Source organism: Chryseobacterium sp. S0630, from assembly GCF_024158915.1.
Lineage (GTDB): Bacteria > Bacteroidota > Bacteroidia > Flavobacteriales > Weeksellaceae > Chryseobacterium.
Window position 1 is genome coordinate 21,188 of sequence record NZ_JAMZGF010000034.1, and the last position, 21,486, is coordinate 42,673.

The 21,486-nt window shown below is 36.1% G+C and carries 18 protein-coding genes; 8 read left to right on the forward strand and 10 right to left on the reverse strand.

The features are described from left to right. The first annotated feature begins 12 nt into the window (after positions 1–12). Together NK356_RS15130 and NK356_RS15135 are read left to right on the forward strand one after the other, a co-directional pair. On the forward strand, positions 13–2,835 hold the full coding sequence (locus tag NK356_RS15130; protein ID WP_253317366.1) for a T9SS type B sorting domain-containing protein: 2,823 nt from the start codon (positions 13–15) through the stop codon (positions 2,833–2,835). 27 nt (positions 2,836–2,862) lie between these two features. Continuing rightward, the gene (locus NK356_RS15135) at positions 2,863–3,300 is read left to right on the forward strand and encodes a hypothetical protein (protein ID WP_253317367.1); all 438 of its coding nucleotides are present in this window, start codon (positions 2,863–2,865) and stop codon (positions 3,298–3,300) included. 86 nt (positions 3,301–3,386) lie between these two features. Here the strand turns inward: NK356_RS15135 and NK356_RS15140 are convergent, their stop codons facing one another. Beyond that, complete coding sequence (locus NK356_RS15140; RefSeq protein ID WP_185103703.1) at positions 3,387–4,805, reverse strand: LuxR C-terminal-related transcriptional regulator; 1,419 nt, start codon at positions 4,803–4,805, stop codon at positions 3,387–3,389. Between the two features lie 238 nt (positions 4,806–5,043). Here NK356_RS15140 and NK356_RS15145 point away from each other — a divergent pair, with 238 nt between their 5' ends. After that, complete coding sequence (locus NK356_RS15145) at positions 5,044–5,766, forward strand: T9SS type A sorting domain-containing protein (protein ID WP_253317368.1); 723 nt, start codon at positions 5,044–5,046, stop codon at positions 5,764–5,766. Positions 5,767–5,940: 174 nt separating this feature from the next. Here the strand turns inward: NK356_RS15145 and NK356_RS15150 are convergent, their stop codons facing one another. Then, positions 5,941–7,380 (reverse strand): LuxR C-terminal-related transcriptional regulator, encoded by a 1,440-nt coding sequence (locus tag NK356_RS15150; protein ID WP_253317369.1) that lies wholly within the window; start codon positions 7,378–7,380, stop codon positions 5,941–5,943. A gap of 194 nt (positions 7,381–7,574) precedes the next feature. Between NK356_RS15150 and NK356_RS15155 the strand changes: the two genes are divergently transcribed. After that, positions 7,575–10,580, forward strand: a complete 3,006-nt coding sequence (locus NK356_RS15155) for a reprolysin-like metallopeptidase (RefSeq protein ID WP_253317370.1) — start codon at positions 7,575–7,577, stop codon at positions 10,578–10,580. A 362-nt stretch (positions 10,581–10,942) separates the two neighbouring features. Continuing rightward, a complete protein-coding gene (locus NK356_RS24170; protein ID WP_301287995.1) occupies positions 10,943–12,178 on the forward strand; it encodes a PKD domain-containing protein in 1,236 nt (411 codons plus the stop codon). 67 nt (positions 12,179–12,245) lie between these two features. Here the strand turns inward: NK356_RS24170 and NK356_RS15170 are convergent, their stop codons facing one another. The 8 genes from NK356_RS15170 to NK356_RS15205 form a co-directional block, all read right to left on the reverse strand. Further along, on the reverse strand, positions 12,246–13,412 hold the full coding sequence (locus NK356_RS15170) for an iron-containing alcohol dehydrogenase (protein WP_253317371.1): 1,167 nt from the start codon (positions 13,410–13,412) through the stop codon (positions 12,246–12,248). Positions 13,413–13,479: 67 nt separating this feature from the next. Then, positions 13,480–14,355 (reverse strand): helix-turn-helix transcriptional regulator, encoded by an 876-nt coding sequence (locus tag NK356_RS15175; RefSeq protein ID WP_034696572.1) that lies wholly within the window; start codon positions 14,353–14,355, stop codon positions 13,480–13,482. 136 nt (positions 14,356–14,491) lie between these two features. Beyond that, positions 14,492–14,815, reverse strand: coding sequence for a nuclear transport factor 2 family protein (locus NK356_RS15180; protein ID WP_051934375.1), 324 nt, complete (start codon positions 14,813–14,815; stop codon positions 14,492–14,494). Between the two features lie 111 nt (positions 14,816–14,926). Further along, positions 14,927–15,679 carry an SDR family oxidoreductase gene (locus NK356_RS15185; RefSeq protein WP_253317372.1) on the reverse strand — a complete coding sequence of 251 codons (753 nt, stop codon included), beginning with the start codon at positions 15,677–15,679 and terminating at the stop codon, positions 14,927–14,929. A gap of 33 nt (positions 15,680–15,712) precedes the next feature. Beyond that, positions 15,713–16,198, reverse strand: coding sequence for a DUF1097 domain-containing protein (locus tag NK356_RS15190; RefSeq protein WP_034696578.1), 486 nt, complete (start codon positions 16,196–16,198; stop codon positions 15,713–15,715). A gap of 21 nt (positions 16,199–16,219) precedes the next feature. Further along, entirely contained in the window at positions 16,220–16,960 is a 741-nt protein-coding gene (locus tag NK356_RS15195) for an SDR family oxidoreductase (RefSeq protein ID WP_253317373.1), read from the reverse strand. Positions 16,961–17,056: 96 nt separating this feature from the next. Further along, positions 17,057–17,989: an AraC family transcriptional regulator gene (locus NK356_RS15200; protein ID WP_253317374.1), complete on the reverse strand. Its 933-nt coding sequence runs from the start codon at positions 17,987–17,989 to the stop codon at positions 17,057–17,059. A gap of 171 nt (positions 17,990–18,160) precedes the next feature. Then, on the reverse strand, positions 18,161–19,012 hold the full coding sequence (locus NK356_RS15205; protein ID WP_253317375.1) for an SDR family oxidoreductase: 852 nt from the start codon (positions 19,010–19,012) through the stop codon (positions 18,161–18,163). Between the two features lie 207 nt (positions 19,013–19,219). On the opposite strand from NK356_RS15205, the gene NK356_RS15210 reads away from it, so the two are divergent. From NK356_RS15210 to NK356_RS15220, 3 genes are all read left to right on the forward strand, one after another. Next, entirely contained in the window at positions 19,220–19,621 is a 402-nt protein-coding gene (locus NK356_RS15210; RefSeq protein WP_051934372.1) for a helix-turn-helix domain-containing protein, read from the forward strand. Between the two features lie 108 nt (positions 19,622–19,729). Next, a complete protein-coding gene (locus NK356_RS15215) occupies positions 19,730–20,317 on the forward strand; it encodes a TetR/AcrR family transcriptional regulator (RefSeq protein ID WP_034696585.1) in 588 nt (195 codons plus the stop codon). A gap of 95 nt (positions 20,318–20,412) precedes the next feature. Continuing rightward, a complete protein-coding gene (locus NK356_RS15220; protein ID WP_034696587.1) occupies positions 20,413–21,219 on the forward strand; it encodes an SDR family NAD(P)-dependent oxidoreductase in 807 nt (268 codons plus the stop codon). Positions 21,220–21,486 lie beyond the last annotated feature (267 nt).

Sequence of the window (21,486 nt, forward strand, 5' to 3'; positions counted from 1 at the left end):
ATTCTGTAATTCATGAAAAACATTATATTCAGTTTATTATTTATCCTAATGGGCATTCCTATTTCGGCTCAAAGGGATACAGACCATTGGTTTGCACCTTATTATGCTTCTACAAGTTATACACAGGCATTATACCTTTCTACTGACTCTGCCACCCCTTTTGTTGTTACAATTAACAATAACAATACTCCGATTGGCACTGTCACAATCAGCAAAAATGCCCCGCAAACCTTTGTTGTACCCATTGCCGTTATCGCAGCCAATGTTACATCAGACGCTTATAGTGTTATCACTAAAGGGTTACATGTACAAGGGACAAAGCCGTTCTACTGTTCATTAAGAATAGTAAGCAACACAACGCACGCAGAAATTATAACAAGTAAAGGAAAAGCTGGAATAGGAAAGGAATTTTATGTGGCCGGAACCCCTACAACATCGTCACTGAGTGGTTATAACTTCACAGCAGGAATACTGGCAACCGAAAACAATACGGTAGTGACAGCAACCTGGAATGGAAATATAACCTTTTTTGGAGCAGCACCAGCTACTAATACACAGACGATCACTCTTAATAAAGGACAGTCTTTTATTTTTGCAGGTGGACCGGGAACAGGTGGCCAGAACCAATCTGCTTTTATTGGAGCTAAAATTGTTTCTGACAAACCCATTACGCTTACCAACGGAAATGTCAATGGAAATTTTGGAAATAATACAGGATCGGGCTCTGATGCCATCCTTGACCAATCTGTCCCTACAGAAAGGCTTGGAAGCACTTTTGCCATGGTAAGAACCAGATCTTCCACTGATGATCTGGAAGGAGGTATCATTATTGGAACGGAAGACCATACCCAGGTATTCATTAATGGTTCTACTACGCCTATTGCAACGATCAACAGTGGTGATTTTTACAGGATCACAGGAAACAATTATGTTCAGCAGGGAAATTCCGGACATTTTAATATGTTTATAACGACTTCAAAAAATGTTTATCTGTATCAATTGGTTTCAGTAAATAACAGCAGTGCTACGTGTGGATACAACTACATTCCGCCATTGAACTGTTTTTTACCACGAAAAATTGACGAGATTGGAAAAATCAACGAAATGCCAACCGGAACAGGAACAACAAGCACTGTCCCGAACGGAACTGTAGTAAAACTCAATATTTTAACTGAAGCCGGAGCCAATGTAACCGTAAACGGAGCTCAGCCTCTCGCTTCAGAAGGGCCTTTTCCTTTAACAGGTAATAACAGCTGGGTGACGTATGCCATCCCTTCTATCACCGGAAATGTAACGGTTATTTCGGATAAAGCTGTAACCGCAGGGATTAACGGAGGATACAGCACTTCCGGATATGGAGGATATTTTGCCGGATTCTCTTCTATTCCTTTGATTACCAAACAGACCGGAGAATGTATTCCTGGTATTGTTTTGGAAGTGGATGACAGCTATGATACCTATCAGTGGTATTTGAATGGAAGCCCAATTACAGGAGCTAACGCCAATACGTATACACCACTGGTTTCCGGAAACTATACCATAAAAATTGCAGTAGGATCATGTACTCCGGCCATCATTCCGGTTTACAAAGTGTTTACATGTCTTGAAGAGTCTACCAAAGCAATGACTGTCTGCGAAGGCTATCAGGCTATAGTCCCTCAGTTTACCAATTCTACTCAAAACTATGTTCCTAGTACAGTAACTATTCTTACACCTCCGGCAAACGGTACAGCAACCATTGATCCGGCAGGAGTAATTACTTATGTTCCTAATTTCGGTTATATGGGTACAGACACCATCGTTTATAAGTTTTGTGGAAACAATCCTGACTTTACAGATTGTGAACAGGTCACATTAACCTTAACGGTTTCTGAAAGTCCAATTGTTAAAGATGCTGCCTTAAGATCATGTTTTGAACCTTCTAATCCTGTCCTTGGCATATTTAATTTAACCTCAGCAGGAGTGAATGTACAGCCAGGAACTATTAAACAATATTATCCTTCTCCTGCTGATGCCCATAGCGGAACCAATGAAATTCTGACTCCAGCTAATTATACCGCACCAGACGGAGTGGTTTATATTAAAGTAAGTAATGCCAACGGATGTTACAGAATTGCAGAAGTAACGCTTACCGTTATCCCTCCTACCTATTCAGAGGTACTAAAGGATAAAATTATCTGTATGGAAAATACCACCACACTGGATGCCGGCCCCGGATATACTTCTTATCTATGGAGTACGGGAGCAACAACCCCATCCATCAGCAATGTGGGAGTAGGAACTTATTGGGTAGATCTGAAAACCAGAGAATGTACTACCAGACAAACCGTAAAGGTTTATCCATCAGAAAATCCTGTTATTTCGGACATTAACATCAGTAATAATTCAGTTACCCTGGCTGTCATTGGAGGCACAGCACCTTATCAGTATTCAATGGATAATATCAGCTGGCAGAATGAAAATGTATTTACCAATGTTCCGCGAGGAAGCAATACTTTTTATGTAAAAGACAGTTATAACTGTACTCCTGTAGAGGTAGAAATCACAGTTCCTAATCTTATTAATATCATTACGCCTAATGGTGATGGAATAAATGATGTACTGGACTATTCTGCTTTGGCGGGGAAGCCTAATTTCACATTCAGTATTTATGACCGATACGGAAGTAAAATTCACGAAGGAGGCAAATTAAACAGCTATCAATGGGATGGCAGCATTGGCGGCAAGAAAGTATCTACCGGAAACTACTGGTTTGATATGGGCTGGAATGAGACCAACAGAAAACAGACTCCTATAAAATATACGGGATGGATTATGGTAAAAAACAGAAATTAATCAAACTTTTAAACCTCTATTTTAAGTATGAAAAAGCTATTATATATTTTCCTTATGTTATTTTCCGCAGTACTTTTTGCTCAAAAAAACAGTAATATAAGGTTTGCTGTGTACAATAATGTCATCGGAACTTCCAGTATGTTTGATCTTTATAAAAACAGCATTGAAAAGACGATTATTTTTAAAACCAAAGCTAATTTACCTTCTCATTTAAAGAAGTTTGATTATCTGGCTGACAACGGTTTAATAGAAATCAAGTTTAAAAAAAATGCAGGTTTTCCCGATAGTTTATCTCTGGAAATGCTGAATGAGCAGAACAATCTGCCCAAAGACAGACCTGTTTTTATTGAAGGATATCAGTTTAATGATACCACAACTCTGGTCTATAATGATATGATCAGTAACATTGAGCTTATAGATTCCAACGGACAGAAAAACATCCATATTTCAACCATAAGAAATTAATGCCCGTTTTGACGGAAATTAATTTAAAAGCAGAGGCTATTTCGAAATGAAATAGTCTCTTTTGTTTTTCACAATATTCGTAATCTTTATTTCAATAGTTTTGAAAACCAGACATAAATATCCATATTACCCGGAATATCCAGTTTTTTTCGCAGATTGTATTTTTTGGTTTGAACAGTTCTTACTGAAGTGTGGGTATATTCAGCAATTTCTTTGGTAGAGAAATTAAGATAAATGTAAGCACTGAATCTTATTTCCGAGATTTTCAAAGGAGAAACCTTCAGGAGCTCTTCAGTAAAACGGGGAGAATATTCATTGAAACGGGTTAAGAATTCAGCATTATTTTCTTTAGCAAGCTGTATAACCTCATTAAAAATGCACTCCTGTACCGGTGGCAGATAAAGCATATCAATTGTATCAGGATTTCTACTTTTATATTTTCTATAATAATTCCCAAAAAGGAATATAAACAAAACACCTATTACAATGCTTCCCAATAATATCCATCCTAGTCTTTGTGAGAATTTCTTCTCTTTTTTATCTTCAATATCTTCTTTTTTATCTATGATATCTTTTAACTCATCATTTTGCTTTTCTCCGGCAGTTTGAATATTCAAAAGTTCATTCACATAGAAAGCTGCACTATCTTTTTCTTTCATTTCTTCATACAGGCTTTTCAGCTCATTAGCTACAGGTTTTCGATAAGCCTCATTCTTAAAGTGGTTATTGGCAATTTTTTTACAGATCCAGAGGTAATGCTGTACATTTTTAAAGTCTTTTATTGTTCTGTAGTATTTTGCAGCATGAAATAGGGTAAAGTATAAGACACCTTTATCATTTGTTTTTTTTAAATCTGCCAATGATTCCTGCACATAGATCTTTGCAGAATCAAACTTGCCCAAATCAACATACACTGCTGCCAAATAAGGAGTAGCCTTATAACTCCAGGCTAATTGGGTTTTATGTATTTTATATTGATTATTTTTATTTTCTCTGTATATTTTGGAATATTGATAGGCAATTTTAATCTTCTTTAATGCCTTTTCGGTCTTACCCATTTCATTATAAAAACCTGCATACTGCCAATTGATCAGATAGGTATAATACGCATTTTTCTGCTCCATGATTTTTTCATACACCTCATCCATTTGCTGTAAGGCTTTGACCCTTTCTCCCACCCCATAATAAAGCATAGATTTTATCAGATTAAAGTATAAAACAATTTCAAAATCTTTTTTTTCATTGATTAAATTCTCTTTTTCTACTTTATCGATATAATAAAATGCTTTTTTAACATCACCATTTTTATTATAAATATTGGCCATTTTAAGATATCCTAATGCAATACAATCCTGGTAGGAATTCATTCGGCAGATGGTAATAATATTTTCAATTTTCACTATTTCTTTTGAACCGGAGGTACAAAATTCAATATCATAGAGAATATTCTTGAGCTCTTCTTCAGTTTGTTGTGCATAAAAAAGAGAAGAAATTAAAAAAAGCACAAAGCTTAGTTTTTTTAACATAATTACCACATACTATTTCATGCAATATTAATACTATAACAAAACAATTATAAACAAAATACATACGTATCACATACACAACATACACAAAACACAATTATCAATCACTTATGATACATAATTAACAATTATTTTTGACCGAAAATTATTTCAATATTTAAATACAATCCCGAAAATAAATAACATTCAAAAAACATTAAAACACTTTAATATGAATATGAAAAATTTACTACTTCACTTATTTCTGTTTATGACAATATTGGCAAAAGCACAGAATGACAACTGCTCCGGAGCCGCCCAAATGACTGTTGGAACAGATTTTACTTCAGGAGCAATTACTTCCAGTAATACGGGCGCCACTACAGACAATGCATTACCTGTTTGCAATTCGGACGCAGTAGAAAATGTCTGGTTTAAAGTAGCAGTTCCGGCTAGCGGAAATTTAACCTTAGAAACCCTGTCAGTTTCAAATTCGCCATTTGATGATTCCGTACTTACTGTTTATAGCGGAGACTGTAATTCTTTAACAGAAATTGCTTGTGACGATGATGATGGGGAAGATTTTTTTTCAAAGATCACATTAAACGGTCAAACTCCCGGAGCCATTTTATATGTGAGTGTTTGGAAATATAGTTCGTTTACAGATAATGGAGAATTTCAGGTTTCCGCCTATGATAATACAATCTTGGCTACTCATGAAACTTTGAATAACAAAAAAGACATAACCGTATCACCTAATCCTTTTAATGATGTTCTGAATATTTCAGACATCTCAAAAGTCAAATCAATTACAGTTATTGATGCTTTAGGAAAGTTGGTTAAAACAATTGAAAAACCTTCATCTCAGTTGTATCTGAATGATTTAAAAACGGGATTATATCTTGTTACTTTAAAAATGACAGACGGAACTACAAAAACGATTAAAACAATTAAGAAATAGCACTTTTTTCAGAATCAGAAAATAGTTTTTAATATTTAGGATATCTTCTGCCTGCAGGTTTGTGTTATTTTCTGCAGGCACTTTTAAACTGGAAAGTTCAAAACACATTATACTTGCACAGAGGCTATTTCATATATGACATAGCTTCTGTTTTTTTATTGATATTTACATATGCTATTTCAATAATTTTGAAAACCATACATAGATATCCATATCAGTAGGAATATTGAGCTTTTTTCTTAAATTATATTTTTTGGTCTGTACAGTTCTTACTGAAGTAAATGTATAGTCTGCAATTTCTTTGGTAGAAAAATTCAGGTAGATGTAAGCACAGAACCTTATTTCTGACATCTTTAAAGGAGAAATTTTCAGCAATTCTTCTGAAAAACGGGGACAATATTCATTGAAACGGGGTAAAAATTCAGAATTATTTTCTTTAGCAAGCTGTATAATTTCCTTAAAGAGGCTCTCCTCAACAGGCAATTGATGAGGTATATCAATTTTATCCAAATTCTTACTTTTATGCTTCTTGTAGTAGTATAGAAAAAGAAATATGAAAAAAATACATACTATCACACTGGCTGATAATATGAAAAAAAGTTCATTGGTCTGTTTTTTTTGATTTTTATTTTCTAATTCATTCTGCTTATCCACAGAATCATTCAATGTTTGGTTTTGTTCCCGGTTTAAAGATTTTATTTCCAACAGCCAATTAGAATAGTAGCTAATACTGTCTTTTTGTCCCAGGCCCTCATACAGCGACTTAAGTTCTTCTGCAACAGCGATCTGATAATTTTCACTTTTATAATAATTGTGAGCAATATTTTTGCATTTCCATAGATAATATTGAGTCTTGGAATAATCTTTAATGGATTTAAAATACTTTGCAGCATACAAAGAGGTAATATATCTAATGCCTATTTCGTCTATCTTTTTTTCATTCTGAAGGGCTTCATCAATATAAATTTTTGCAGAGTCTGTTTTATTTAATTCCACATACATTCCTCCCAGATAAGCAGAAGTTTTGTAACTATTACTCAACCTATTTTTATCAATTCTATAACGATTTCCTTTATTTTCTCTATATATTTTGGAATATACATAAGCTTTCTTATAATATTTTAACGCCAGTTCCTTCTTATTTATTTCATTATATATGCCGGCGTATTGCCAATTGATCAGATAAATAAAATAAGCATTATCTTTTTTTATAGTCTCATCATAGATTTCATCCAATTGTTTTAGGGCAGTAATTCTTTCACCCAATTTCTGATATAATAAAGATCTCTGTAAATGAAGATAAAATATAACTTCGAAGTCAGTGTGGGAATTAATGAGGTTTTCTTTTTCCACCTTATCAGTATAATAAAAAGACCTCTTCATATCACTATTCCTATTATAGATATTAGCAATCTTGAGATATCCTAATGCAACACAATCATTATAAGAGTTTTTTTTGCATATCTCAATAAGGCTATCAATTTTTTTTATTTCTTTAGGTCCAGCAGTAGAAAAATTGATATCAAAAAGAATATTCTTTAGTTCTTCTTCCGTATGCTGTGAATAAAAAAAAGAAGAAATCAAAAAGAAGAAAATAGTCAGCTTTTTTACCATAACTCTATCAAACTATTAATACAATATTAACACTACGTTATTACCGATTTGCTTAAAATACATACGTATTACATACTACACATGACAAAACCGCAAGCAAACATCGTTTAAATTACAAAATTAGCAATTACTTTTGAATACTCGAATTTTATATTCATTTTTCGAATACCACTATTAAATACCTAATTTTTAAAATGAGAAAAACTCTATTATCATTATTTTTGATATCAGGTTTCTGTCTTTCCAATGCTCAAAGATGGGAACCATCTTCACAGAAAACATCTGATATCAGAAGAGAGGTTAAAATCAAGTTTGCTTACAAAACTGATATTAACGCATTGATACAGTTATTAAAAAATGCTGAAGAAACCGGAGCTAATGCAAAAGCAGTTACCATCCAGCTGCCAACTGCAGAAGGAACTATTGAAAAGTTTGCCGTGTACAGCAATCCTGTAATGGAAAAATCACTGGCTGAAAAATATGGATTGGGGTCCTATGTAGGAGTAGGAATTGATGATCCTTCCAAATATGTAAGATTCAGTACTTCACCTACGGACATGCAGTCCATGATCATTAAAGATGGAATTTTTCAGTTTATAGAACCTATCACAACAGATAAAAAGACTTACGGAGTATTCTATAAAACTCAGAGAACAGATTCTGAACATGGTTTTAGCTGTGGGATGGAAGGAAAAAAAGAACAGGATATTACATCTTTAAAAAAGAGCGGAAAAAACAAACTTCCAGGAATAAATATTACCGGAAGGCCTGCCGCATCCATGTACAGAACCTATAGACTTGCTCTGTCTGCAACAGGAGAATACACAACACTTTTTGGAGGGGCTGCCGGAGCTCTTGCCCAGATGAATGCTACTATGACCCGTGTCAATGGTGTTTTTGAAAAAGAATTTGCCATCCATTTGAACATCCAAAATTTCCCTGCTATCATCTATGCAGATGCTGCTAATGATCCTTATACAGATGATTTAAATGGCCAGCTGCAACAAACCTTAACTGCCCAGGTAGGTAATGCCAATTATGACATCGGACACGTCTTTAATGCAGCTGGTGGAAATGGAAATGCAGGCTGTATAGGCTGTATATGTACCAACCCAACCGTAGCAGAACCATTGGGTAAAGGTTCTGCGTTTACACAAAATCAGAATCCTGTGGGAGACACATTTGATATTGATTACGTAGCTCATGAAATGGGGCATCAGCTTGGAGGAAACCATACCTTCTCTACTGTTACAGAGGGCTCAGGTGTGAATGTAGAACCAGGAGGAGGAACAACTATTATGGCCTATGCCGGAATCACTGCCAACAACGTACAGATGAACAGTGATGCTTATTTCCATTACTCATCTATCAATCAAATCCTTACAAATCTTGAAGCTAAAGTGGGATGTGGAGCAGCTGAAAATATCGCTAACAATAATGCTCCTGCCATCACTCCTCTTGTTTCTTATCATATTCCTAAAGGAACAGCCTACTATCTGGATGCCAATGCTGTAGATGCTAATGGAGATCAGCTAACCTATAACTGGGAGCAATATGACAGCGTTGGATCTACAAACTCTATTTCAGGAGACAGTGGCTGGGGCTTTAATCCTGAGGGATCTCTTACCCGTTCTTTTTCAGCGGTTGCCTCTGGCAGAAGATATTTTCCAAGCCTTCCTATTGTGATGAGCGGCAAATTAACCAATAAAGAAACCTGGGAAACCGTTTCATATATCCCAAGAGTTTTACATTACGCTGTATCTGTTCGTGATAACAATGCAAACCGACCATTGACTATTTCAGCAGAAAACACAGTTACAGTTGGAAATGACGGACCTTTCAAGTTCAAAGGATTCAATGCTTCTTCTGCTCTGTATAATAATGCTTCCAACACTATTCTATGGGATGTTGCCAATACCAATCAGGCTCCTTATAATGTTGCCAATGTAAAGATTGAATACACAACCGATCTTGTTAATGGCTCTGCATGGACAGAACTAATTGCTTCAACGCCTAACGACGGTAGTTTTGATATACAGATGCCTGCTGCATTACAGGGAAATATTAAACTGAGAATTTCAGCAGTCGGAAATATATTTTATGCGGTATCTCCTACTCTGGCTGTAGGAACTGCTCCTGCTGCTTTAAACAATCCTCCAACAGGAATTGCTGCCTTTGAAAATGATATACTTAAAACCTCAGCAACTATTTCCTGGAATCATGTACCGGGAGCAACCTATTCTGTAAATTACAGAAAAGTGGGAACTGCAAACTGGTCTAACGCTTCCAGTACAGTAAATTCTGTATTGTTGAATAATCTGGAAGATGAAACATCTTACGAAGTTCGTGTTGCGTCAGTTATCAATAATATTGCCGGAGCATTCTCCCCTGTTTCTACTTTCAAAACAAAAGGATTACGTACCGGATATGACTACTGTCTGATGACTACAGGAGGGAATACAACAAATTCACCAAATTTCAGTGGTATTCTAAGAGTTACTTTAGCCAATGTAGATGTAACAGCTAATGGAACCACTGTTCAGCATGCGTATAAAGATTATTCGGAAGATCCTGCCAAACTGATCCAGCTTACTCAGGGAGCTCAGTATAATTTGAATTATGTTGTTTATGCCAACCGCGCAGGAGGTAACTATCAGGATTGGATACAAGTCTGGATTGATTATAACAGAAATGGGGTATTTGAAAACACCGAAAGAATAGGAATCAACGGAGCAATTCCTAATGCCAACAAAAGGCATCAGAGTAACTTTGCTTTTGCTGTTCCGGCTAATGCTTACAATGGAGACAAAACATTAAGAATGAGAGTAGCCAGTGGTTTTTTCAATGCTTCAGCTGATGCATGTGCAAGCCCTTTCGTAAATGTGAACGGAGGAGGTGTTTATTCTAGTGGTTCAGTATGGGATTTCTCTGTAAAGATCAATGCTGCACTTGGGGTTAAAGAATCTGTTCAGTCATCATCTGATCTTGAAATCTACCCTAATCCTGCGGATACATTTGTAGAAGTGAAAAACCTTAAAGGGAAAGCAGATTACAAAATCTACAGCGCAGACGGAAGACTTGTTCAGGAAGGGAAATTGGAGGGCCAGAGAATCAATGTTGCTGCATTGATTAAAGGAATGTATGTGATCACTGTAAAGGATGACAAGACTACTTACAATACGAAATTAATAAAGAAATAGTTAATAATTAGTACCGTGTACCTGTAAGGTTATTCGTGATGCCTGCAGGTACTTTTTTCAACATTTTTTAAAACAGTACAGCCCAATCAGCCACTCATTATAAATCAAGATACATCATAAATATATATTATTACTTCATTAAACACATTTTTTAATTTTTTTAAATACTGTACCTGCAGTATAGATTGGGCTTTCTGCAGGTACTTTTCAAAAATTTTATAATAAAAACAGATCAAGAAAAGAATATAGCCTTATATTGATAAAAAAACATTTTTTAATCATCGTTTGTATTGTGTACCTGCATTAGAAGTGGTTTTCTGCAGGTACCTTTTTTAAAATAACTCTCAAAAAAACATACTATTATGATAAAAAAACTACTTTTTCTGATATGCACTGGTTTTTCAGTCTTATCATTCTGCCAATCCGATGAAGTTCTGTTTATCGGAAACAGTGTGACGTATTTTAATGACATGCCTGAAATCTTTAAAAATATTGCAGCTTCAAAAGGTAAAAATGTTTCCATAACGACACATACTCCGGGCGGAACCGGATTTGTAAATCATGTGGATGATCCTTCATTGTATCAAAAAATAAGATCTAAAAACTATAAATATGTCATTATGCAACCCGGAACAGGTGAATCTGCAGGCCATTCTTATCCTGTTACAGTAACGGCTGAACGAGGCCGCAAGATCAGAGATTCCATTCGTAAATACAGTCCTTGTTCCAAGATATTTCTGTATGAAATTCCCTATGGAGTACCCTCTGCGAATGAATACAATACCTATTTCACTTTTCAGCAGAAAATAAAGGATTCCATTACGAAGATGTCTAACCTGATGCAAGTAGAAATGGTTCCTGCCGGAGAATCTGCAAGACAATATTACAGTTCTAATCAGGATCTGGCTCTTCACGGATCTTATAATGATATTCATCCAGGACCCAAAGGAAGTTACCTTGTTGCAGCTTCTATGTATTCTGCGATTTTTCAGGATCATGTATTCCCTTCTACTTTTTATAACGGACTTACTCAAAACACTGCTGAAAATTTTCAGAACATAGCAGATCAGGTTTTCTTTAATAATACGGCACAATGGAACAGCAATGTGTTTCATCTTCATTCGGATTTTATTGCTGGAATTAATGGGACGACTGTTAATTTCACCAATCATTCCGCCAATTACACTTCACAATCCTGGAATTTTGGAGATGGAACCACAGATTCTTCCTTGAACCCTGTTCATCAATATACTGCGCCAGGAACTTATACTGTCTCGCTTACTGTCATCAGAAATTCCTGTGCGGAAACTTTCAGTAAAACAGTTACTATTGGTTCTCTGGGAACTGCGGATATGAATGTACAGCCTGAGCTTACATTTTACCCTAATCCTGTGAAAGATTTCTGTTACCTTAAAAGTAAACAGAAAATAAAGGACATTATGGTTTATGATATGGCTCAAAGAAAGCTTTTTGACTGGAAAAACCTTCACGCTTATGATATAAAATTAGATTTTTCAACTTATAGTAAAGGTGCTTATATGATCAGTATTCTTTATGAAAACGATCATAGAGAAAGTATTAAGATTATGGTTAAATAACTGCGAAAAGAGAACTCAAATGAGTTCTCTTTTTTTATTGTATCATCATATGATCAGATGACCAGGACTACCCTGCAACTATCTCTTCTGCATATACAACACCTTCATAGCATGCATTGTAAATTGCTTTCAGTTCCTCCAAAACAGGTACTCTTGGATTGAACCCTGTACAAGGATCTGCCAAAGCATTGCTGGCAATATAATCAAGATTTTTATCCCAATCTTCCCTTGAGATTCCGAAGTCTTTGATCGCTGACTGATTGTTGACTTCAGAACGTAAAGTTTCAATAGCCTGAGCCAATTCTTCTGTAGTTTCTTTACCTATTACTCTTGCCAGATCAGGATAACGTTCTGTAGCCACAGCATTATAACGGATGACATTCGGAAGGAAAATAGCATTTGATGCACCATGAGGAATTCCATATAACGCTCCTACCTGATGAGAAAGAGAGTGAACAATACCCAACCATGCATTGTTGAAGGCTAAACCAGCCATAAATGAGGCATCATGCATATTCTGGCGAGCCTGGATATTATTTGGGTTTTCTACCGCTTCTTTAAGATTATCAAAAACAATCTCTAAACCACCTTTAGATAAAGCATCTGCGATATTGTTATCAATATTGGAAACATAAGCCTCTACACAATGTGTCAGAGCATCAAGCCCTGTATTGGAAGTTACATGTGTTGGCATTGAAGCACAGATTTCTCCGTCGATAATAGCAATATCCGGTGTCAATTCGTAGGAAACCACAGGATATTTTACCCCTTTTTCTCTATCAGTAATCACTGCCAGCCCGGTAGTTTCAGTTCCTGTACCACTGGTAGAAGGAATGGCAATAAACTTTGCTTTATTTCTCAAAACCGGAACTGTGAAAGGTTTAATCAAAGCATCAAATTCCACCTCAGGATATTCGTAAAACACCCACATGATTTTCGCAGCATCAATGGCGGAACATCCTCCTAAACCAATAATCCAATCTGGTTGAAAAGTATTCATTACTTCTGCACCTTTCAGACAGGTTGCTGATGAAGGGTCTTCTTCTACTCCTTCGAAAATCTGTGTTTCAATTCCGGCTTCATTAAGGTAAGCAATGGCTTTATCAAGAGTTCCGCTTTTTCTCATGGAACTTCCTCCTGTTACAATAACAGCTTTTTTTCCTTTGATATTTTTTAATTCATCAAGACTTCCCGCACCATGGAAGACTTCGCCTGCAATAAATAATTTGCTCATTTTTCTTATCTGATTTTAATGATACAAAATTAGATAAGCCTTCACAAGCCCTGTTATACAAACGAGACTATGCGTTATACATTTGCGCCAGTTCCTGTTGGAGTTCGGTGGGTGTTTCTTTGAGTTTTGCTTTTACAAATTTATTGAGGGCAGAAGGCGAATTAAAACCTAAATCGAAAGCAATTTCCTTATGGGAAAGGTCTGAAAACATCAGCTGACGTTTAATTTCCGTTAAAATACGATTATGTATGGCCTGAATAGCCGTCTCTCCACAATGCTTTTTGGTGATAGCGTTTAATTTTTTGGTGGTCATAGCCAATTCTTCTGCATAATACTGAACAGTTCTGTGTTGTTTATAATGTTCATTCAACAGCTTTTTAAATCTTACATACATGGGTTGATCTGCTGTTTTTTCATGTAAAACAGGATGCAGCCCGTGAATAGATTCAATAAGCCCAAGGAGAATAATTTTAATATAAAATCTGGCCTGTTCTTTCTTGATAAGGGTTGGCTGTTCGTAAATCTCTTTAATGATTGAAATGTTGTGTAAGCTCTGTTCAAAGTCTTCACGTGAAAGTATCGTACAGTTCAGGTGTGTAGAAAGATTAACATTATAGGTACTCAGTTCATTTTTCAGAATATCGGAACAAAACAATATTTCTTCAAACAAAATAATCTTGCCGATAAGATCTTCGCCGGAATCTGCCACAAAGTGTACCTGTTCCGGAAATATCACAGAGATTTTCCCAGCTTTCATCCAATGCATTTTATCTTCAATACAAACCTGAAGTTTTCCCTGTTCTACAATAAAAATACAAAAATGGTCTTTTTTGTGGGGTTTTGCATATTGGGCCAAATGGTCTTTATTCAAATCAAAAACCCGGAAAGATAGATTTTTATCTTCCAGTTTCTGAATATTTTTCTTAATCTCCAGTTTCTTCATAGTTCCTTTTACCCCAGCAAATGTAGGATTAAAAAAGGGATATCAACTATTAAATGCACCTCAAGAATATAAACAGGACCATCAAAAACAGCAGAAACTCGCAGTAATTGAGAGTTTCTGTTTTATAATTCAGCTATTAATAATCTGCCTGTCCTATCTCAAGCTTATTGATTTTCCCTTCTCTGTTAAAGTGAAATTTAAAATACGTTTTAAAATCACCGTATTCATCACTATGAAATGCTCCATAAACTGAGTTTCCATTATCCTCAACTTTATCAATGCTTACAAAGTTTTCAATAGTGATGGCGTGCGTTGAAAATTCTTTCAGATTTCTGGGATTACCGTCGTCCAGCAATACAGCATCTTCAGCAAAAAGAGAAGTCCATTTTTTAATATCACTTGCCTGAAAAGCTTCTACAGCCTGTTTTACGATAGTGTTTTTTATTTTTGAAGTGTCCATGCTCTTTATTTTTTTATGTGGGTGACCTTTATATCGTTGTCCGCAGGCACTCAGACTGCAGGTCATGATCAATATAATGCATAATGATTTTAAGATATTCATCCTATTATGTTATTGATTAGCTCCACCGTTGACCAGCAAATGCTGCCCGTTCACAAATGAAGAAAGATCACTGGCAAAGAATTCTGCAATATTGGCAACATCTTCTACTTCTGCCAGCCTTCCCATGGGACAACTGTCAATCAGTGATTTTCTCAATTCAGGATAACTTCCCTCTTCCGCAAAAATCCCTGAATGATCTACCGCAAAAGGAATGATTGTATTGACCGTTACTCCACGATGTCCAATTTCTTTTGATAATACATCTACCAGATACCTTGGAGTGGTTTTGCTTCCTCCATATACTGCCATACCCGGCACAGGAAAAGCTGTGGTACTGGATGCTACATAAATGATGCGTCCATTGTCTTCTACATTCAAAGCCGCCTGCTGCATGGTAAAATAAGCACCTTTGGTATTGATAGAGAAAAGTCTGTCGAACTGTTCTTCTGTAAACTGTGTTACAGGGGTTTCCACCATTTCAATTCCGGCATTGGCAACAACGATATCTATTTTCCCGAAAGCTTTTTTTGCTTCCTCAAAAAGATAGTGTATTTCAGATACTTTGCTCACATCTGCCTTTATAGAAATAACCTTTCTTCCCATGGCTTTGATATTGCTTTCTACCTCATCTGTGGATGCTTTATCACGTGAATAATTTAATACGACATTGGCCCCTAAAGCAGCATAACGTTCTGCAATAGCCTTCCCTAAACCTCTTCCTGAGCCAGTAATAATGGCTACTTTATTTTGTAATGAATTCATTTTTTTAATTTTTAATAATGATTGTAATTGTTATTATTGAATATCTGGTTTTGATGTCTGTCTTTCATGGAGGATTTCAACCACCTTATTGTTCAGCCAGGCAAATACAAATCCTGCTAAGATGGGTATTAATAAATTGAATACAGGCAATGGTTCTAATGGAGGATGAACTCCGAACAGAATGATTAAGCCCAGAAACCAGGCAGGAATATTGTTCAGTTTTTTTGTTCCCGCAAAGTAGGCTAATGATCCGATGTACAGGAAAACAGCCAAAGGAAAGCCTAATCCTCCAATCAACTGATGCAATCCGCCTGCAGTGATCTGTATGAGAATCGCCATTATCATTCCCAACATAATCTGTAAAAGCGCCCAAAGTGAGGTTTCTATCTTTTTACCGAAAATATAGAAACTGACCCATGCTACAAACATCACCCATGTAGGCCACTGCATCGAAAAAGAAACAGTAACGGCAACCGCTCCGAAAAATCCGAAAGCAACTGCTATTGGTAAAGTCTTCATAATTGTAATAGAATTTTGATATTACGCCATTGCACCATTGGCTCCAATGGTTTGTCCACTGATCCATTTGGCATCATCGCCTGCAAGAAAGACAACAATTTTGGCGATATCAGCTGGTTCTCCCAGACGGTTAAAAGCATTTAAAGAAGCCAGTCTGTCTATTACTTCCTGAGGCTTTCCGTCAGTAAATAATGCCGTATTGGTAGGTCCCGGAAGTATTGCGTTGACATTAATTCCTCTGCTGCCCACTTCTTTAGCGAATACTCGGGTTAGCTGTTCTACAGCTCCTTTGGTAGCTACATAAGTTCCATACGTTGGCATCATTACTCTCGTAGTCGTTGAAGAGAAATTAATAATACTTCCGTTGTCAGCAAGTTGAGTTGCTGCTTCTCTTAAAGTGTTAAATGTTCCTCTTACATTGATGTCGAACTGGCGTGAAAAGTCTTCATCAGTAGTATCTTTGATCAGCTTGGTAATCATGATTCCTGCATTATTAACCAATACATCGATTTTTCCATAATGGCTGATCGCCTGATCAAATAATTGCTTTACAGCTTCTGAATTACTTACATCTGCCTGGATTGCAATAGCATCACCTCCTTTATCTTTTATAGAAGCGACAACCTGTTCTGCGGCATCTTTTCCGCCTGCGTAGTTAACGATTACTTTTGCTCCCGCTGAAGCTAACTGTTGAGCTATTTCAGCTCCGATTCCTCTTGACGCTCCGGTCACAAGGATTACTTTGTTGTTTAATGTACTCATATTACTTTGTTTTTATCAATGTTAATTTGATAGGACAAAGTTGATACATTACGCTCCTCAGTAACGTACAAGAATGATAGGAGATGTTGCAAATTTCTAAGATTGCTTTCCAAAGTACTGCTTTCTATATTCTGCAGGACTGATTGAAGTATTTTTTTTGAAGTAATTGCTGAAATGGGATGTTTCAAGAAAACCTAAACGGGCTGCAATTTCTTTGATGCTGAGGGTTTCGTCCTGAAGCATTACTTTTGCTTCGGTAATTGCTTTATCAGCAATCCATGAAGTGATTGTTTTTCCGGTTTTGCTGCTGATAACGCTTGATAAATAATTAACATGGAGAGCCTGCAGATCCGCATAATCCTGAACCCTGAACTGGGTATTGGTCTTTCCACTGATCAGATCTCTGAAATGCTGCTCAATATTTTGTTTGAAGTTTTTTACAATCCGTGAACTGCGATTGCCTTCATAAATAGGATTATAGTCCTGAAAGAAATATTCTTTAATTTTCAGCAGCAGCGCGATCACAAGAGCACCGATAATTTTGTTTTTATATAATGAATGTCCTTTATATTCTTTATGAATCAAAGCATATAATTCTTCAATCTGGCTAAACTGGTCAGGAGTCAAAACACGGGGTGAAACTACTTCTGATAAAAGAAAAGAGAAGTCATTATAGACCTCTTCATGCACGTATTCCTTCAAAAATCCTTCCCCGAAGGTAATCAGACACGTATGTCTTAGTTTTTCCCATTCGAAAATCCTGTAATTGCCGGGGTTGGTAAAGTAAACTGTATCTGAAGTTACTTCGAATCTCTGATCATCGATTGTATAATGCCCAAATGCACTTTTAATAAACAAAAAACTGAAGTAGTTAGGACGAAAAGGTTCTGACCGAAACGGCAAATCCTGGAATGTTTCTTCCAGATAATGAATGGTAAACCCGGATTCTTCCTCCAGATAATCCACAGGAAGTCCTAGTTGCTGATAAAGTTCGCGCAAAGTGTGCACATTCAGATTACCGTTAGACATTACATTCAATTTCGGGTAAATTTAGAAATTAAATTGAGCTTGTCTTCATTTAAATTTCAATAAATAGTATTTATTCTCTGTATCTTCAAAATAGAAAAGGAAAAGTACCTATGTATAAGTACTTTTCCTTTTCTATGGGATGTATGGATTACAATGATTTAAGCTTATATTTTATAAACCATAAGCTTCTATCCACTTTTGTTTTACCTGTTCTGTAATCAGATTGTATTCTTTATCTACTCCATTGGAAAGAGGATCTAGTGGTGTACGAAGTGGTCTTTTCCCTTTTTCTGTATTGACCAGCTTAAGGGCTCCATCTGCAATGATTTGTGGATCCGGAGCTGATTCCATAAAGAGTTTACCAAATACGGTCTGAATTTTCTGACTGATATCCACCACCGCAGTACCATAAGATTCCTGAATGCCCTCACGGTCTCCATTAACATGTGCCTTACCGATAATTTCCGTCATGAATCCTCCCGGCTCAAGCAGTACGGACTCTATTCCCTGCCCTATCAGCTCTTCATACGAACCTTCTATAAGGCCTTCCAATGCAAATTTTGTAGAATTATAAGCAGACTGTAATGGAAGTGAAATTCGGCCTACCTGACTGGAAATGGTGATGATAAGACCCTCTTTTGCAGCTCTCATAATAGGTAAAACTTCATTATTCACTCTCAATGTTCCCCAAACATTCACATCAAAGAGCTTCTGGATCTGTGGTATTGAATAAGATTCAAGAACTCCTGCTCCATATATTCCTGCATTATTAATCAAAACATCAATTCTGCCATACTTTTCATATACTAAAGCAACAGCTTTTTTTACAGACTGATCATCTGTGATATCCATATCTACTACTTCTGTCTTCTCCAGCGTATTCAGATTTTTTGCATGTTCTGCGTTACTTCCAGTAGTATTTCGCATCGTAGCTATGACGATATGACCTTCTTTGTTAAATGTTTTTACCATTAATGCACCAAAACCGGTACTTGAACCTGTAATTAAGATTACTTTTTTCATTCTTTTTGTTCGTCTCTTTTTAATTATTGACTCTTTTTAACTCAGAAGAATACCGGCCGGAATTCTTTTCATTATTACAATATTTCCTTCAGACGGTCTATTCTGTCTCAGAAGAAAATACGTTAAAAATGATGTTGCAATTTAGCACAGATTTACTTTCCTTTGTATAGTACTTTCCCAAAGGAAAGCGAAATAATTTATAAGCGTATGTCTGTAAAAAAAATTAAATCAAGCTGCCTGGAAACGATCAAGCCTGTAAGGGACGCTTTGGACGTTTTAAGTGGCAAATGGAAGCTGGCCATCATTGTATCTGTATCTGTAGGCAATGATCGCTTTACTGATATACAGGACAGTATACCGGGTATTACTCCAAAGGTTCTGGCTAAGGAACTCAAAGAACTTGAACAGCATCAGCTTATCAAAAGAACTGTTATTGATGATTATCCGGTTAAAATCATTTATCAGCCTCAACCTTATTCTTCCACTTTAAATCCTATCATATTTGCTCTTAAAGACTGGGGAATTAATCATAAAAGAAAACTTTTTGAAGAAGGATTTACCATGAATGAAATAGGAGAAATTCCTCAATGCCTTCCTGAAGAAGGATAATAAACAACTGATTTAGTTGATATTAAAACAATGCAATATAAAAAAAGCATAAAAAATTTGTTTTTGTGACCAATCGGTCATACCTTTGCATTGTTATTTTATATTATCATGACAAAAGGTGAAGAAACCAAACAATTCATTATAGAAAAATCGGCCCCTATATTTAATACAAAAGGGATCGCTGCTACTTCTATGAGTGATATTATGGAAGCCACCAAATTGTCAAAAGGCAGTATGTATGTTCATTTTGAGAACAAGGAAGTACTTGCCTGTGCTGCTGTTGATCACAACCTTAAATTACTGAGTGAAAGACTTTTAAATAATTTAAGCAAATTCAAAACTTCTAAAGAGCAGTTATTCGCATATATTGATTTTTTCAGTGATCCCAATCATCCTCCAGTAACCGGAGGCTGTCCTTTGTTAAATTTCGGAATGGAAGCCGACGATACCAATCCGGTTGTCAAGGAAAAAATAAACCGTGCTATCAAGCAGGGGCAGGAATTACTTTCCGGTATTATTGAAAAAGGAATTTCCAATAAAGAATTCAGAGCAGACTGGAATTCTGCAGATTTTGCAACGGTTCTTTTTGCAATGCTTGAAGGTGGACATTTGATCGCAAGAATGTCTGGTAACAATGAGAGAATGGGAGTTATTACGAAAAGTCTTAAAAAAATAATTGAGGAAAATTGTGTCTAAATTTTTTTACCCAAAACATGACCGATCGGTCACTTAAACTTGAAAACAAAACTTTTTAAAAAGTATAATCATAACAATCAATTAAAAACAAAACAATGTCAAAAACAGTTTTAATTACAGGAGCGTCAAAAGGCTTTGGCAAAACATGGGCAGAAGCTTTTTTAGCAAAAGGATACAAAGTAGCTGCAACAGCCAGAAATGTAGAAACACTTAACGATTTAAAAGAAAAATATGGAGATTCCGTATTGCCTTTAACCTTAGATGTAGATAAAAGAGAGGAATCATTATCAGTAGTCCAGAAAGTACACCAACACTTCGGCAGCATAGATATTCTGATCAATAACGCAGGATATGCATTAACAGGTGCGGTGGAAGAAACCAACGAACAGGAAGCAAGAGCACAGTTTGAAACGAATTTCTTTGGAACTTTATGGCTTACACAGGCGGTACTTCCAATCATGAGAGATCAGAAAAGTGGTCATATCATTCAGGTTTCTTCTATTCTAGGATTGGCTACTTTACCAACCATGGGACTTTACAATGCGTCTAAGTTTGCACTGGAAGGTTTAAGTGAAACGTTAGCAACAGAAGTAAAAGGATTTGGAATCAATGTAACTTTGGTAGAACCTAATGGCTATGCTTCCAATATCTGGCATACAGGAATTAATACGCAAAGCAATCCGGTTTACGATGGGGTTAAAAAGGCTTTCTCAGAATCTGAAACTTCTTTTGGAGACGTAGAAGCTACAGCTCCGGCACTGATAAAGTTAGCAGAAACTGAAAATCCTCCATTGCGTTTATTACTTGGAAAAGTAGCACTTCCTTTTGTAAAGCAGAATTACGAACAACGTCTGAAAGTATGGGAAGAATGGAATGATGTATCTGTAGAAGCTCACGGATAACATCGAAAAGAGTGTTTTCACAAAATAAGCTCCGTTTTATAAAAGAACGGAGCTTATTTTTTATCCTTTTTTGAGATCAACCACTCACTCACTTTTCTTAGCGTTACTTTCCATCTGCTTCCTATTGATACTGTTTTCCTGTTCACCTCCTGCAATGTCTATTTCGCTGTGAAATATGACTACTTGAACAAATTACTCATTTCTCAAAGGTTTACAGGAGCATAATTTTGTCTCATCAAAAAAGAAAAACATATCTACAATCTAATA